This window comes from Streptomyces sp. NPDC110618 (assembly GCF_055657065.1).
In genome coordinates this window covers 68,473-82,156 of sequence record NZ_JBVKBN010000012.1, presented here as the reverse complement: position 1 = coordinate 82,156, position 13,684 = coordinate 68,473, and the positions used below count along the sequence as shown (strand labels likewise).

Sequence of the window (13,684 nt, the reverse complement as noted above, 5' to 3'; positions counted from 1 at the left end):
CGGACGCCCGCCGTGTCCGTGACCTTTGTGCGCAGGAGGGGTGGCCGATGGGCCCGAAGAGGTGGGCGGCGGTGGCGGCGGCCGTGGTGGCCGTGGCGGTCGGAGGGCTCCTGGGGGTGCCCCGGCTCCTGGAGGAGGACACCGCCGCGGTCGCGGTCGCGGGCCGGGCCCCCGACTTCGACGGTGACGGGCGCGGCGACCTGGTGATGCCCAACCGGGACGGCAAGGTCGACGGGCTCAACCAGGCCGGATACATCGCCGTGGCCTACGGGCCCGGTCCCGGCCGCACCCCGAGGACGCAGCTCGTCACCCAGAACTCGGCGAAGGTCCCCGGCCGCGCCGACGCCTTCAACTTCTTCGGGGGCGCCCCCGCATGGGGTGACGTGGACGACGACGGCTACACGGACCTGGTGGTGGACGCGGTCGGTGAGGACGTCGGGGACGCCCCGGACGCCGGCCGGCTGACCGTGCTGTGGGGCGGGCCCAAGGGGCTGTCGGGCGGCACCCTCCTCGCCGAGGGGACTGGGGACGGCTCGGTCGCGTACCCCGTCCTCGGTGACTTCGACGGCGACGGCCACTTGGACGTCGCGGCGGCCGGACTGGTCGCCTACGGCCCGGTCAGCCGATCCGGAGGTCCGGCCCGTACCGAGCGGATCACCCTGGACACGGGCGAGCACGCCCCGGACCGGACCGAGGAGGAAGTCTGGCGGACCCGCGACCTCGCGGCCGGGGACGTCGACGGCGACGGACGCACCGACCTGCTCGCGGTGGCCTCCGTGGACGAGGACGGCGAACCGGGAGACGCCCTCCTGCTGTTCCTACGGGGCGGCGAGAAGGGGCTGAAGGCGCCGGTGACCGTGATGAAGGGGAAGAGCGAGGGCCGCCCGGGCATCGGGCACGCGATCGAGACGGGGGACCTGGACCGGGACGGCTACGACGACATCGTCTCCGCGGACCCGGCCGGGAGCGGCTCGGTCAAGGTGGTGCGCGGCGGCGAGAACGGGCCCGATCCGGAGCGCGTCGAGACCGTCCGGCAGCAGGACCCCGTGGTGCCCGACCCGAAGACCTCCGTCGGCTTCGCCGAGTCCGTCGCGGTCGGGGACATCGACGGCGACGGCAACCTCGATGTCGCGGTGGGCGACGTCTACGCGAAGGTGGGCGAACAGGACCGCGCCGGCCGGGTCGTCGTACTGCGCGGCGACGGCTCCGGGAAGCTGACCGCCCCGGGAGCCCAGGCCGTCCATCACGCCCTCCCCGGTGTGCCCCTCGACGGCACGACCTTCAACGCGTGGTACGTGGCGCTCCTGGACACCGACGCCGACGGCCGCGCCGAGCTGATCGTCGGCACCGACCCGTTCAGCGCCCACCCGGACGGCTACTGCGTCCTCCCCGGCACCGCCGACGGAATCACCGGCACGGGTTCGTACTGCGTAACTGTCCCGAAACCTTGATTGCATAAACGTGCATCGATACGTATAGTCATGCCATCAAGGAGGAGGCTTTTCCATGACGGTACGTGCGGCGGTGGCCGGAGCGAGCGGATACGCGGGCGGTGAGCTGCTGCGGCTGCTGCTGGCGCATCCGCAGGTCGAGATCGGCACCCTGACCGGCAACTCCAACGCGGGTCAGCACCTCGGCGCGCTCCAGCCGCACCTGCTGCCGCTGGCCGACCGGGTACTGGAGCCGACCACCCCGCAGGCGCTCGCCGGGCACGACGTCGTCTTCCTCGCGCTGCCGCACGGCCAGTCCGCCGCCGTCGCCGAACAGCTCGGACCGGACGTCCTCGTCATCGACATGGGCGCCGACTTCCGGCTGAAGGACCCGGCCGACTGGGAGAAGTTCTACGGCTCCCCGCACGCCGGAACCTGGCCGTACGGCCTGCCCGAACTGCCGGGTGCCCGCGCCGCGCTGGAGGGGTCCAAGCGCGTCGCGGTGCCCGGTTGCTACCCGACGGCCGTCTCCCTCGCCCTCTTCCCGGCCTACGCCGCCGGGCTCGCCGAGGCCGAGGCGGTGATCGTCGCCGCGTCCGGCACCTCCGGCGCGGGCAAGGCGCCCAAGCCGCACCTGCTGGGCAGCGAGGTCATGGGCTCCATGACGCCGTACGGCGTCGGCGGCGGCCACCGGCACACCCCCGAGATGAGCCAGAACCTCAGCGCGGTCGCCGGGGAGACGGTCAGCGTCTCCTTCACCCCGACCCTCGCCCCGATGCCCCGCGGCATCCTCGCCACCTGCTCCGCCAAGGCGAGGCCCGGCGTCACCGCCGACGCCGTACGCGCCGCCTACGAGAAGGCGTACGCCGACGAGCCCTTCGTCCACCTGCTCCCCGAGGGCCAGTGGCCGGCCACGGCCTCCGTGTACGGCTCCAACGCCGTGCAGGTGCAGGTCGCCTACGACGACGCCGCCGGGCGGGTCATCGCGATCAGCGCCATCGACAACCTGACCAAGGGCACCGCGGGCGGTGCCGTCCAGAGCATGAACCTCGCCCTGGGGCTCGACGAGAGCGCCGGGCTGACCACGATCGGAGTTGCGCCGTGAGCGTGACGGCAGCCAAGGGATTCACGGCGGCGGGCATCGCCGCCGGGATCAAGGAGAACGGCAACCCTGACCTGGCCCTCGTGGTCAACAACGGGCCGCGCCGCGCCGCCGCGGGCGTCTTCACCTCCAACCGCGTCAAGGCCGCGCCGGTGCTGTGGTCCGAGCAGGTCCTCAAGAGCGGCCAGGTCTCCGCGGTCGTCCTCAACTCCGGCGGCGCCAACGCCTGTACCGGACCCAAGGGCTTCCAGGACACCCACGCCACCGCCGAGAAGGTCGCCGAGGCGCTCGGGCGCGGCGCCATCGAGGTCGCCGTCTGCTCCACCGGACTGATCGGCGTGCTGCTCCCCATGGACAAGCTGCTGCCCGGCGTCGAGACCGCCGCCGCCCAGCTCTCCGAGCACGGCGGTGAGAAGGCCGCCATCGCCATCAAGACCACCGACACCGTCCACAAGACGTCCGTCGTCACCAAGGACGGCTGGACCGTCGGCGGCATGGCCAAGGGAGCCGGCATGCTCGCCCCCGGCCTCGCCACCATGCTGGTCGTCCTCACCACCGACGCCGCCGTCGACAACGACACCCTGGACCGGGCCCTGCGCGCGGCCACCAAGGTCACCTTCGACCGTGTCGACTCCGACGGCTGCATGTCCACCAACGACACCGTGCTGCTCCTCGCCTCCGGCGCCGCCGAAGTCACCCCGGAGTACGCCGAGTTCGCCGAGGCCGTGCGTGCCGTCTGCGACGACCTCGGGCAGCAGCTCATCCGGGACGCAGAGGGGGCCAGCAAGGACATCAAGGTCGAGGTGATCAACGCCGCGACCGAGGACGACGCCGTCGAGGTGGGCCGCTCCATCGCCCGCAACAACCTCCTCAAGTGCGCCATCCACGGCGAGGACCCCAACTGGGGCCGGGTGCTGTCCGCCATCGGCACCACCAGGGCCGCGTTCGAGCCCGACCGGCTCAACGTCGCCATCAACGGCGTCTGGGTGTGCAAGAACGGCGGCGTCGGCGAGGACCGCGAGAAGGTCGACATGCGCTACCGCGAGGTGCACATCGTCGCCGACCTCGCCGCCGGCTCCGAGACCGCCACGATCTGGACCAACGACCTCACCGCCGACTACGTCCACGAGAACAGCGCCTACAGCTCATGAGCAATCCGACGCGGAAGCACACCGCCCTTCCCAAGGCCCAGATCCTCATCGAGGCGCTGCCCTGGCTGGTCCGCCACAACGGCAAGACCGTCGTCATCAAGTTCGGCGGCAACGCCATGGTCGACGAGGAGCTGAAGGCCGCCTTCGCCCAGGACGTCGTCTTCCTGCACCACGCCGGGCTCAAGCCGGTCGTCGTGCACGGCGGCGGACCGCAGATCAGCGCCGCGCTCGACAGGCACGGCATCGTCAGCGAGTTCAAAGCGGGCCTCAGGGTCACCACCGAGGACGCCATGGACGTCGTACGGATGGTGCTCGCCGGGCAGGTCCAGCGCGAGCTGGTCAACCTGCTCAACGAGCACGGACCGCTCGCCGTCGGACTCACCGGCGAGGACGCGCACACCATCACCGCCACCAAGCACCAGCCCGAGATCGACGGGGAGTTGGTCGACATCGGGCGGGTGGGCGAGATCACCGCGATCGACACGGGCGCGATCGAGGCCCTGCTCGCCGACGGCCGTATCCCGGTCGTCTCCTCCATCGCCCGCAGCCAGGACGACGGACATGTCTACAACGTCAATGCTGATACGGCGGCTGCGGCACTCGCTGCTGCGCTGGACGCCGAGACCCTCATGGTCCTCACCGATGTCGAGGGCCTCTACGAGGACTGGCCGAACAGCGACGAGGTGATCAGCCGCCTGACCGCCTCCCAACTGGAAAAGCTGCTGCCGGAGTTGTCCTCCGGAATGGTGCCCAAGATGGAGGGCTGTCTGCACGCCGTCCGCAACGGCGTGCACACCGCGCGCGTCATCGACGGCCGGGTCCAGCACTCGATCCTGCTGGAGATCTTCACCGATGAGGGCATCGGCACCATGGTCGTGCCCGACGAGCACGAGGGGGAGTCGTCATGAGCAACCAGGAACTGAGCGCGCGGTGGCAGGGCGCGCTCATGAACAACTACGGCACCCCCCTGCTGCCCCTCGTACGCGGTGAGGGCAGCCGGGTCTGGGACGCCGAGGGCAACTCCTACCTCGACTTCGTCGGCGGCATCGCCACCAACGCCCTCGGGCACGCGCACCCCGCGATCGTGGAGGCCGTGAGCCGGCAGATCGGCTCCCTCGGCCACATCTCCAACTTCTTCATGGCCGAGCCGACCGTCGCCCTCGCCGAACGGCTGCTCAGGCTGTTCGGCCGGGACGGCAGGGTCTTCTTCTGCAACTCCGGCGCCGAGGCCAACGAGGCCGCGTTCAAGATCGGCCGGCTGACCGGGCGAACCCACATCGTGGCCACGGAGGGCGCCTTCCACGGCCGCACCATGGGCGCGCTCGCGCTCACCGGACAGCCCGGCAAGCGGGACCCCTTCCTGCCGCTGCCCGGTGACGTCACGCACGTGCCCTTCGGTGACGCGCAGGCCCTCGCCGCCGCCGTCACCGAGGAGACCGCGCTGGTCATCGTCGAACCGATCCAGGGCGAACTCGGCGTGGTCGTCCCGCCCGCCGGGTACCTCAAGGCGGCCCGCGCCATCACCGCCGCCACCGGTGCGCTGCTCGTCCTCGACGAGGTGCAGACCGGCGTCGGACGGACCGGCAACTGGTTCGAGTACCAGGCCCACGAGGGCGTCCTGCCGGACGTCGTCACACTCGCCAAGCAGCTCGGCGGCGGACTGCCGCTCGGCGCGACCGTCGCCTTCGGCCGGGCCGCGGAACTGCTCCAGCCCGGCCAGCACGGCACGACGTTCGGCGGCAACCCGGTCGCCTGCGCGGCCGGCCTGGCGGTGCTGGACACCATCGAGAACGAGGGACTGCTGGAGAACGTCAAGCGGCAGGGCGAGAGGCTGCGCGACGGAATCGAGGGTCTCGGCCACCCGTTGATCGATTATGTCCGGGGCTCGGGACTGCTCCTGGGTATCGTGCTCACCGAGCCCCTCGCGCCCCAGGTGCGCCAGGCGGCTCAGGAGGCCGGTCTCCTGGTGAACGTGCCCGCCCCCGACGTCGTCCGGCTCATGCCGCCGCTGAACCTCCGTGACGACGAGGTGGACGCCTTCCTGGGGGCGTTGCCGGGCCTCCTCGACGCAGTGCACGGGGACGGACGATCCGGAGAATGAGACGACGATGAGCCAGGCGCAGGACCACGAGCAGCCGGGGGCGCACGGGCCCGCCGTGCCGCAGACCCGCACCGCACGCCACCGCCGGATCGTGGACATCCTCAACCGGCAACCGGTGCGGTCGCAGAGCCAGCTGGCGAAGCTGCTGGCGGACGACGGGCTGTCGGTGACGCAGGCGACGCTGTCCCGGGATCTCGACGAGCTGAACGCCGTGAAGATCCGCAACACCGACGGCGACCTGATCTACGCGGTGCCCAGTGAGGGGGGTTTCCGGACCCCCCGGGCACCGCTGGGCGAGTCCGCCAAGGAGGAGCGGATGCGGCGGCTCTCCCAGGAGCTGCTGATCTCCGCGGAGGCCTCGGCGAACCTGGTGGTCCTGCGTACGCCCCCGGGCGCCGCCCAGTTCCTGGCCTCGGCCATCGACCAGGCCGAACTCCACGACATCCTGGGCACGATCGCGGGCGACGACACGCTGCTGCTGATCAGCCGCGAGCCGACGGGAGGTCAGGCCCTGGCGGAACACCTACTGAGGCTGGCCTCCCAGAACGGCCACTGACCCCGGCGGGCGCGGGGGCTGCTCGCGCACTTCCCCGCGCCCCTGGGTGGGAACAGTCCCGGCGCTCTCCCAGTTCCCTAGCTGCAGGCGGTCGTGCCACTACCTACCTAGCTGCGGGCAGTCGTGCCGCTTGGGCGGCACGGGTGGGCGCAGCGGCACCCCGCTAGCGCCGGGCTGCGCGACCCACCCCCGCCTCACCCCAGGCGCGCCGCCAGCCCTCCAGTGCAGCGCACCTCGTCCCCCGCAGTGATCAGCAGCGCCTCCACACCCGGCAGCGCCTCCAGCCAGCGCAGACCCTCCCGCGACCCCATCGCGAAGGCAGCCGTGGCCCAGCAGTCCGCCCAAGTGATCGTCGGCGCCACCACAGTCACCGCGACCAGATCCGTCACCGCGGACCGACCCGTACGCGGATCCACGATGTGCGCCCCCCGCTCAGCAGTCCCCGACGTGGCGACCGCCAGCTCCGACACACCCGCCGCCGAGATCACCGCAGCCAACCCTCCCGGCCGCAACGGATCAGCCACCCCCACCCGCCACGGCCGCTCCGGCCCCGGCACGCCCAGCAACTGCACATCGCCGCCGCCGTTGACGCTCACCCCCGTCGCCCCGGCGGCAGCCAACCGCCGCGCGGCCCGCTCAACGGCCCAGCCCTTCACGATGCCGGTCGGGTCGAGCCGGCCCTCATAGGACGTACTGAACCACCCGTCGCTGACCCGCGAGGCCTCCTCGCCGAGCGCCAGCACCGCCGCCACATCCGGGTCGCACTCCTCGACGGTCAGCTGCCCGCGGCTCAGCCGCGAGATCTCGCTGTCCTCCCGATAGGTGCTGAACACCTCGTCGGCCCGGTGCAGCCCCGCCACCGCCTCGGACAGCGCGGCCCGCACCTCCTCCGGATCCCCGCCGCGGACGTCGAAAGAGAAGACGGTCCCCATGACCTCCTCCACATGACGCACCGCGGCGGGAGCCTGCGCCGGTTCGGCCACTGCCTCAGCCACCGGCCCGGTCCAGCGCGGACTGCAGCGACTGCTTGTAGCCGTTGCTGGTGTACGTGGCCCCGGACACCGCGTCGATGTCGGCACTGCCCGCGGCGACGGCCGCCGCGTTGAGCTTCGGTACGGCGTTGCCGTTGATCTGCGAGGACTGCCCGCCGCTCGGCGCCTGCACGGCGTCCGCGGCCGTGATCTTCCCGCCCTCGACGGTGATCCGCACCTGGACGGGCCCGTACTGCGTCTTCACCACGTCACCGGTGACGGTCTGGACCTGCCCGGCACCCCCGGCACCGTCACCGGCACCCGCATCCCCGGAACCGGAGCCGGCGTCGGCACCGGAACCCGCCTTCTTCATCTGGTCCAGCGCGGACTGCAGCGACTTCTTGTACCCGTCACTGGTGTACGTCGCCCCCGACACCGCGTCGATCTCCGCGCTCTGCGTCGCGAGCGCCGCCTGGTTCAGCCGGGGCACCGCCATGTTGGTGACCTCGGTACTGCGCCCGCCGCTGGGCGCCTGCACGGCCTCCACCTTGGTGACCTTGCCGCCGGCGACGGTCAGGCGTACCTGGACGGGCCCGTACTGCGTCTTCACGGCCGTGCCGGTGACGGTCCCGGTCTGCCCGTTGTTGCCGCCCTGCGCGGACTCCTGCGCCGCCGCGCTCTGCTGGGGTGCCGTGCCGCCCGCGGCCTGCGCGGACCCGGGGTCCGAACTCGGCTTCAGCGACAGCAGCAGCACGATCCCGGACACGGTGGCGGCGCCCGCCAGCACGAATCGCCGGATGGGGTGAGTCTTCCTCATCGCTCCTACAGCTCCTGAAGTCCCGTCGCTCACATCTCGAACGACTCGTGATGGATGCGGCGGGCGGGCACACCCGCGCCGCGCAGTGCTTCGTAGACGGACTGCGCGAAGCCGGGCGGCCCGCACATGAAGACATCGTGCTTGTCGATGTCGGGCAGCTTCTGCTGCAGCCGCTCCGCCGAGATGTCGGGCCGCTCCCCGTCGGGGCTGTTGACCGCGTACATCAGACGCGCGCCCCGCTCCTCGGCGATCGCGGACAGCTCGTCCCACAGCGCCAGGTCCTGGGTGCTGTTGGCGCGGTAGAGCAGGGTGATGTCACCGGCCGCCCCGGGCAGCGTCTCGAACAGCGCCCGCATCGGGGTGATACCGACACCGCCCGCCACCAGCAGCACCTTGCCGCGGCTGCGGCGCTGCGCGGTGAGGGCGCCGTAGGGGCCCTCCGCCCACACCTTGGTGCCGGGCTCCAGCTCGCGCAGCCGCTCGCTGTGGTCGCCGATCGCCTTGACGGTGATGCGCAGCAGACCGGGGCGCGGCGCCGCCGAGAGGGAGTACGGGTGCGAGCTGAACCGCATGCCCGGGGCCAGGAACCGCCACCGGAAGAACTGTCCGGCCTCCGCGCCCATCCGGTGCAGCTTGCGTCCGCCGATCAGCACCGACACCACACCGGGCGTCTCCTCGATCACGGCCTCGACGTACATCCGGTGGCGGAGGTTGAGCCGGATCGGGGTGAGGATCCGGTACCAGACGACCAGCGCGGTGACGGTGCCGTACAGCCCGTACCAGAAGGTCTTGGCGGAGGGCTCGACGGCGAACTCGTTGCCGGTGGTGATCTGGTGCCAGAAGCTCAGGTACACGGCCGCGTACGTCAGCAGATGGACGTGGTACCAGGTGTCGTAGGGCACCTTGCGGCGGATCGGGCCGATGGAGATGAAGGCGATCACGAAGAGCAGGCCGGTGCCGATGGCCGCCTTGCCCATGTCCGGCAGTGTGTTGATGGAGTCGATGGTCTGCTGGACGATGTCGCCGAGCGTCTTGCCCGCCTGGAGCGCGTACGCCCACATGGTCAGGAAGATGTGCGCGATGACCAGGCAGATCGTGTAGCGGCCGCTCATCGCGTGCCAGCGCGCGACCCGGTCCGAGCCCACCCGCCGCTCCAGCGCGGGCACCCGCGCCATCTGGAGCACGACGAGTGCCATCAGATATCCGGCGAGCAGACCGGTGATCCGGCCGGCGGCGAGGATGCGGGCGGTGTTGTCCGCGAGGGACGGTGTGTTGTCCCACCAGAGCCACAGCACGGCCGCCGCACCCGCCCACAGGGCGATCACCAACGGGACGGCCGGGGAGCGGCGCGGGCGGATGCGGCGCATCGTCTGGCGGCGGGCGGCGCGGCCGCCTGCGAGCGTGGTGGTCACAGTTCCTCCGGGAACGGACAAGGGGGAGTGGCGTGGTCCCTCGGCGCCCAGAGGTACGTGTGGGGTGGCCGGTGTGTTCAGTACTGAGTGATCGCTGTTGAACCGGCTGTGGTCCCGATGGCGATGTGCGGCTTTCGGGCGGGATCGACCCAGCGCAGGATGCGCCGCATGTCGGCAGCGGGCACGGAGACACAACCTGCGGTCGCTCCGCGCCCGTTGACGTGCAGGAAGATTCCGGCGCCGCGTCCGCGTACCGGCCGGGAGTAGTTGAAGCCGATGACCAACGCGTGCGCGTACTGCTCGGCGTAGGTGATCAGATGCTCCGACTCGGCGGCCCGGCAGTCCGCCGCGCGCGGTTCGGTCCAACGGTTGTAGGAGCGGGAGCGGTTGTCCTGGCACCACCACGAATCCCGGTGCACACGGCGGTACTTGTACGCCGTGCCGCGCGGGGCCGCCTTGATGCCGAAGGCGTACGGCAGCGTGTAGAGCCCGGTCGGTGTGGTGCTGGTGCCCTGGCGGCGGGCGGTGCCCTTGACGAGTCCGCCTGCCCCGAAGCGGGCCGGGGCGGTGCCGGCGCGCACCCAGCGGCCGCGGCGCAGCTCCCACCAGGTGACGGTGCCCTTCGTGGCGCCGGTCCGGTCGGCGACGGCGGTGATCAGCTGGGTGCCGCCGCCCGGGTCGGCCATCCGCGCCGGCAGTGGCCGCCCTCCGGGGGGAGCGGCACCGAGCAGGAGCAGGGAGGCTAAGGCGAGGGCGACGACACCGGGGCGCATGGCTCAGACCGTAGACGGCGGCAGCGGCAACGGCAGCCCGGGTAGTCCGTCCAGGCTGGTGGCCACGTGCTCCTTCTTGGTGAAGTAGGTGTTGAGCGACTCGTCGTCCTCCCGCGCGAACCGCTTGGCGTGCAGATCGCGCTCGCTGTCGTACGACATGAAGGGGACCGCGTACCCGCAGGTGTCCCGGACGAGTTCGGCGGTGACGACGATGATCGCGCGCAGTCCGTGCGTGCCGTGGTCGATGTCGGGGAAGCGGGCGAGCAGTTCGGGGAAGCGCGGGTCGTCCCGGAAGACCGGCTCGCCGCGCCCGTGCACGCGGACGATGGTGGGCGGCCCCTGGAAGGCGCACCACATCAGGGTGATGCGGCCGTTCTCCCGCAGATGGGCGATGGTCTCGGCGTTGGAGCCGGCGAAGTCGAGGTAGGCGACGGTCAGCTCGTCGAGCACCGCGAAGGAGCCCTTGAGTCCTTTGGGGGAGAGGTTCACCGTGCCGTCGGCGGCGAGGGGAGCGGTCGCGGTGAAGAAGAGGGGCTGTGCCTCGATGAAGGCGCGGAGTCGTCCGTCTATGCGCTCATAGGTCTTTCCCATGTCTCATGATTATGCTGGCGAATATTTCGCCTGTCTAAGGAATTGGGGTCATAGGGGCCTCTTCCGTACCGGCACGCTTCCGCACACAGCCGTGACCGCCCCGGCCGGCGTGTCAACGGGGCGGCCACGACTGCCTGTCACCTCACTTGTCGAGGGTGCAGGCGGCCAGGGCGTTCAGGCCCTGGGGCTTTGCGGCGGTGCGGCCGATGGAGATGGCGATGCGGTCGATGGCGGCGACGCGCTTGCTCTCCAGGGGGCCGAGGATGGCGTTCTGGACGAAGTTGGGTCCGCCCTGTCCGACGGTGTCGACGAGTCGCTTGTTGGCCTCGTCGATCTGCTTCTGGAGGAGAGCGAGGTTGCGGTCGACCTCGGCCTGGGCGCTCGCCGGGACGGCGGGGAGCTGGGAGGCCACGTCCGGGCAGCTGATCGTGCCGACCTCGGCGTTACCGCCTTCCGCCGGAGCCTCCGCCGCCGGCGCGGACGCGCTCGGGGTCGCCGTGGCCCCCGCACCGGCTCCGGCCTCGGCACCCGTGTCGGCGCCGCCGTCCGCGTTCAGCGTGCAGGCGGCCAGGGCGTTCAGGCCTTGGGGCTTTGCGGCGGTGCGGCCGATGGAGATGGCGATGCGGTCGATGGCGGCGACGCGCTTGCTCTCCAGGGGGCCGAGGATGGCGTTCTGGACGAAGTTGGGTCCGCCCTGTCCGACGGTGTCGACGAGTCGCTTGTTGGCCTCGTCGATCTGCTTCTGAAGGAGGGCGAGGTTGCGGTCGACCTCGGCCTGGGCGCTCGCCGGGACGGCGGGGAGCTGGGAGGCCACGTCCGGGCAGCTGATCGTGCCGGGACCCGCGAGGGTGCGGGGGTTGTTCTTGGGCGTCTCCCCGGCCAGCGCCGAGTTGACGACGAAGGCCCCGGACAGCGCCAGCGCGGCGGCGCCGCCGATCAGCGCGACACGACGCTTGTTGTACTTCGGAAGAGCCCTGGACATGCGGAATCCTCACTGGGTCGGGGGTGTTCGCTGTGTTCTGGCTGTACAAACGCGGCGCCTGCGTCCGGCGAGGAGTACGTGAAAGCGGTTTCCCGTGTTCAGTTCAAGGCTGAAATTTCTCAGATTGACGAATCATGCAGAGTTCTGCATACTCATGCATCGTCGACGTGTGCAGGGAGAGCGACCCCGCAATGACGGCCGCCTCCCCGTTCACGCCACGGGGAGGCGGTGCCTCATCCGTCGGTATCCCACCCGCCGGTGTCCCATCCGTCGGTGCCCCACCCAGACCCTCCAAGGAGCGCAGCAAGTGAGCAGCAACAGCGGTGACGTCCGGCTCTGGGGCGCACGGTTCGCGGACGGCCCCGCCGAGGCGCTGGCCAGGCTCTCGGCCTCCGTCCACTTCGACTGGCGGCTCGCCCCGTACGACATCGCCGGATCGCGCGCCCACGCGCGCGTGCTGCACAAGGCGGGCCTGCTCACCGACGACGAGCTGAACCGGATGCTCGCGGGCCTGGACCAGCTCGCCGCCGATGTCGCCGACGGCACCTTCACGGGCACCATCGCCGACGAGGACGTGCACACCGCCCTGGAGCGCGGCCTGCTGGAGCGGCTCGGCCCCGAACTCGGCGGCAAGCTGCGCGCCGGACGCTCCCGCAACGACCAGGTCGCCACCCTCTTCCGGATGTACCTGCGCGACCAGGCCCGCAACATCGCCGGTCTGATCGCCGACCTCCAGGACGCGCTGATCGGCCTCGCCGAGGCCCACCCGGACGTGGCGATGCCCGGCCGCACCCACCTCCAGCACGCCCAGCCGGTGCTCTTCGCCCACCACGTCCTCGCCCACGTCCAGGCGCTGTCCCGGGACGCCGAGCGGCTGCGCCAGTGGGACGCCCGTACGGCCGTCTCGCCGTACGGCTCCGGCGCGCTGGCCGGTTCCTCGCTCGGCCTGGACCCGGAGGCGGTCGCCGCGGACCTCGGCTTCGAGAACGGCAGCTCCGGCAACTCCATCGACGGCACGGCCTCCCGTGACTTCGTCGCCGAGTTCGCCTTCATCACCGCGATGATCGGTGTGAACGTCTCCCGGATCGCCGAGGAGATCATCATCTGGAACACGAAGGAGTTCTCCTTCGTCACGCTCCACGACGCCTTCTCCACCGGCTCGTCGATCATGCCGCAGAAGAAGAACCCGGACATCGCGGAGCTGGCCCGCGGCAAGAGCGGCCGCCTCATCGGCAACCTGACCGGCCTCATGGCCACCCTCAAGGCGCTGCCGCTGGCGTACAACCGCGACCTCCAGGAGGACAAGGAGCCGGTCTTCGACTCCTGCGACCAGCTCGACGTGCTGCTCCCCGCCTTCACCGGCATGATCGCCACGCTCACCGTGCACCGGGAGCGCATGGAGGAGCTGGCCCCGGCCGGCTTCTCGCTGGCCACCGACGTCGCCGAGTGGCTGGTCAAGAAGGGCGTCCCGTTCCGGGTCGCGCACGAGGTGGCCGGCGCCTGTGTGAAGGTCGCCGAGGCCGAGGGCAAGGAACTGGACGACCTGACGGACGAACAGTTCGCCCGGATCTCCGAGCACCTGACCCCCGAGGTCCGCTCCGTCCTCAACGTCCCCGGCGCCCTCGCCTCCCGCAACGGCCGCGGCGGTACGGCCCCGAGCGCCGTCGCCGTCCAGCTCGCGGAGCTGAAGGCGGACGTGGCGGCGCAGCACGAGTGGGCGAACGCCAAGAAGTGACCGCCCGTCAGGGGCGGGCGGGCCTGGATGGGTGACGGCCCGCGAAGGCCGGGCGGACGCCGA

Annotated in this window: 13 protein-coding genes; 7 read left to right on the top strand and 6 right to left on the bottom strand. The window is 71.3% G+C overall.

All coding sequences use genetic code 11. The features are described from left to right. Nucleotides 1–47 precede the first annotated feature (47 nt). Genes ACZ7L7_RS21325 through ACZ7L7_RS21300 form a run of 6 tightly spaced genes read left to right on the top strand, consistent with a single transcriptional unit; the run spans nucleotide 48 to nucleotide 6,340 of the window. The gene (locus tag ACZ7L7_RS21325; RefSeq protein WP_285511474.1) at nucleotides 48–1,451 is read left to right on the top strand and encodes an FG-GAP repeat domain-containing protein; all 1,404 of its coding nucleotides are present in this window, start codon (nucleotides 48–50) and stop codon (nucleotides 1,449–1,451) included. Between the two features lie 55 nt (nucleotides 1,452–1,506). Beyond that, nucleotides 1,507–2,535: an N-acetyl-gamma-glutamyl-phosphate reductase gene (gene argC, locus ACZ7L7_RS21320; RefSeq protein ID WP_285511473.1), complete on the top strand. Its 1,029-nt coding sequence runs from the start codon at nucleotides 1,507–1,509 to the stop codon at nucleotides 2,533–2,535. Further along, nucleotides 2,532–3,683 carry a bifunctional glutamate N-acetyltransferase/amino-acid acetyltransferase ArgJ gene (gene argJ, locus ACZ7L7_RS21315; protein ID WP_471429842.1) on the top strand — a complete coding sequence of 384 codons (1,152 nt, stop codon included), beginning with the start codon at nucleotides 2,532–2,534 and terminating at the stop codon, nucleotides 3,681–3,683. Before argC ends, argJ begins: the two co-directional genes overlap by 4 nt. Beyond that, complete coding sequence (gene argB, locus ACZ7L7_RS21310) at nucleotides 3,680–4,591, top strand: acetylglutamate kinase (protein ID WP_285511471.1); 912 nt, start codon at nucleotides 3,680–3,682, stop codon at nucleotides 4,589–4,591. The genes argJ and argB overlap by 4 nt, the downstream gene beginning before the upstream one ends. Beyond that, the gene (locus ACZ7L7_RS21305; RefSeq protein WP_285511470.1) at nucleotides 4,588–5,784 is read left to right on the top strand and encodes an acetylornithine transaminase; all 1,197 of its coding nucleotides are present in this window, start codon (nucleotides 4,588–4,590) and stop codon (nucleotides 5,782–5,784) included. Before argB ends, ACZ7L7_RS21305 begins: the two co-directional genes overlap by 4 nt. 7 nt (nucleotides 5,785–5,791) lie before the next feature. Continuing rightward, entirely contained in the window at nucleotides 5,792–6,340 is a 549-nt protein-coding gene (locus tag ACZ7L7_RS21300; protein WP_285511469.1) for an arginine repressor, read from the top strand. 194 nt (nucleotides 6,341–6,534) lie between these two features. On the opposite strand, the gene ACZ7L7_RS21295 is transcribed toward ACZ7L7_RS21300, so the two are convergent. The 6 genes from ACZ7L7_RS21295 to ACZ7L7_RS21270 form a co-directional block, all read right to left on the bottom strand. After that, entirely contained in the window at nucleotides 6,535–7,323 is a 789-nt protein-coding gene (locus ACZ7L7_RS21295; RefSeq protein ID WP_472076878.1) for an FAD:protein FMN transferase, read from the bottom strand. Between the two features lie 4 nt (nucleotides 7,324–7,327). Continuing rightward, complete coding sequence (locus tag ACZ7L7_RS21290) at nucleotides 7,328–8,128, bottom strand: FMN-binding protein (protein ID WP_471429847.1); 801 nt, start codon at nucleotides 8,126–8,128, stop codon at nucleotides 7,328–7,330. A gap of 29 nt (nucleotides 8,129–8,157) precedes the next feature. Further along, the gene (locus ACZ7L7_RS21285; protein ID WP_285511466.1) at nucleotides 8,158–9,540 is read right to left on the bottom strand and encodes a ferredoxin reductase family protein; all 1,383 of its coding nucleotides are present in this window, start codon (nucleotides 9,538–9,540) and stop codon (nucleotides 8,158–8,160) included. A 77-nt stretch (nucleotides 9,541–9,617) separates the two neighbouring features. Further along, the gene (locus ACZ7L7_RS21280) at nucleotides 9,618–10,313 is read right to left on the bottom strand and encodes a L,D-transpeptidase family protein (protein ID WP_453603966.1); all 696 of its coding nucleotides are present in this window, start codon (nucleotides 10,311–10,313) and stop codon (nucleotides 9,618–9,620) included. 3 nt (nucleotides 10,314–10,316) lie between these two features. Further along, complete coding sequence (locus ACZ7L7_RS21275; protein ID WP_453603968.1) at nucleotides 10,317–10,904, bottom strand: pyridoxamine 5'-phosphate oxidase family protein; 588 nt, start codon at nucleotides 10,902–10,904, stop codon at nucleotides 10,317–10,319. 142 nt (nucleotides 10,905–11,046) lie between these two features. Continuing rightward, nucleotides 11,047–11,886 carry a hypothetical protein gene (locus ACZ7L7_RS21270; RefSeq protein ID WP_471429850.1) on the bottom strand — a complete coding sequence of 280 codons (840 nt, stop codon included), beginning with the start codon at nucleotides 11,884–11,886 and terminating at the stop codon, nucleotides 11,047–11,049. 307 nt (nucleotides 11,887–12,193) lie between these two features. On the opposite strand from ACZ7L7_RS21270, the gene argH reads away from it, so the two are divergent. After that, on the top strand, nucleotides 12,194–13,621 hold the full coding sequence (argH, locus tag ACZ7L7_RS21265) for an argininosuccinate lyase (RefSeq protein ID WP_285511462.1): 1,428 nt from the start codon (nucleotides 12,194–12,196) through the stop codon (nucleotides 13,619–13,621). Nucleotides 13,622–13,684 lie beyond the last annotated feature (63 nt).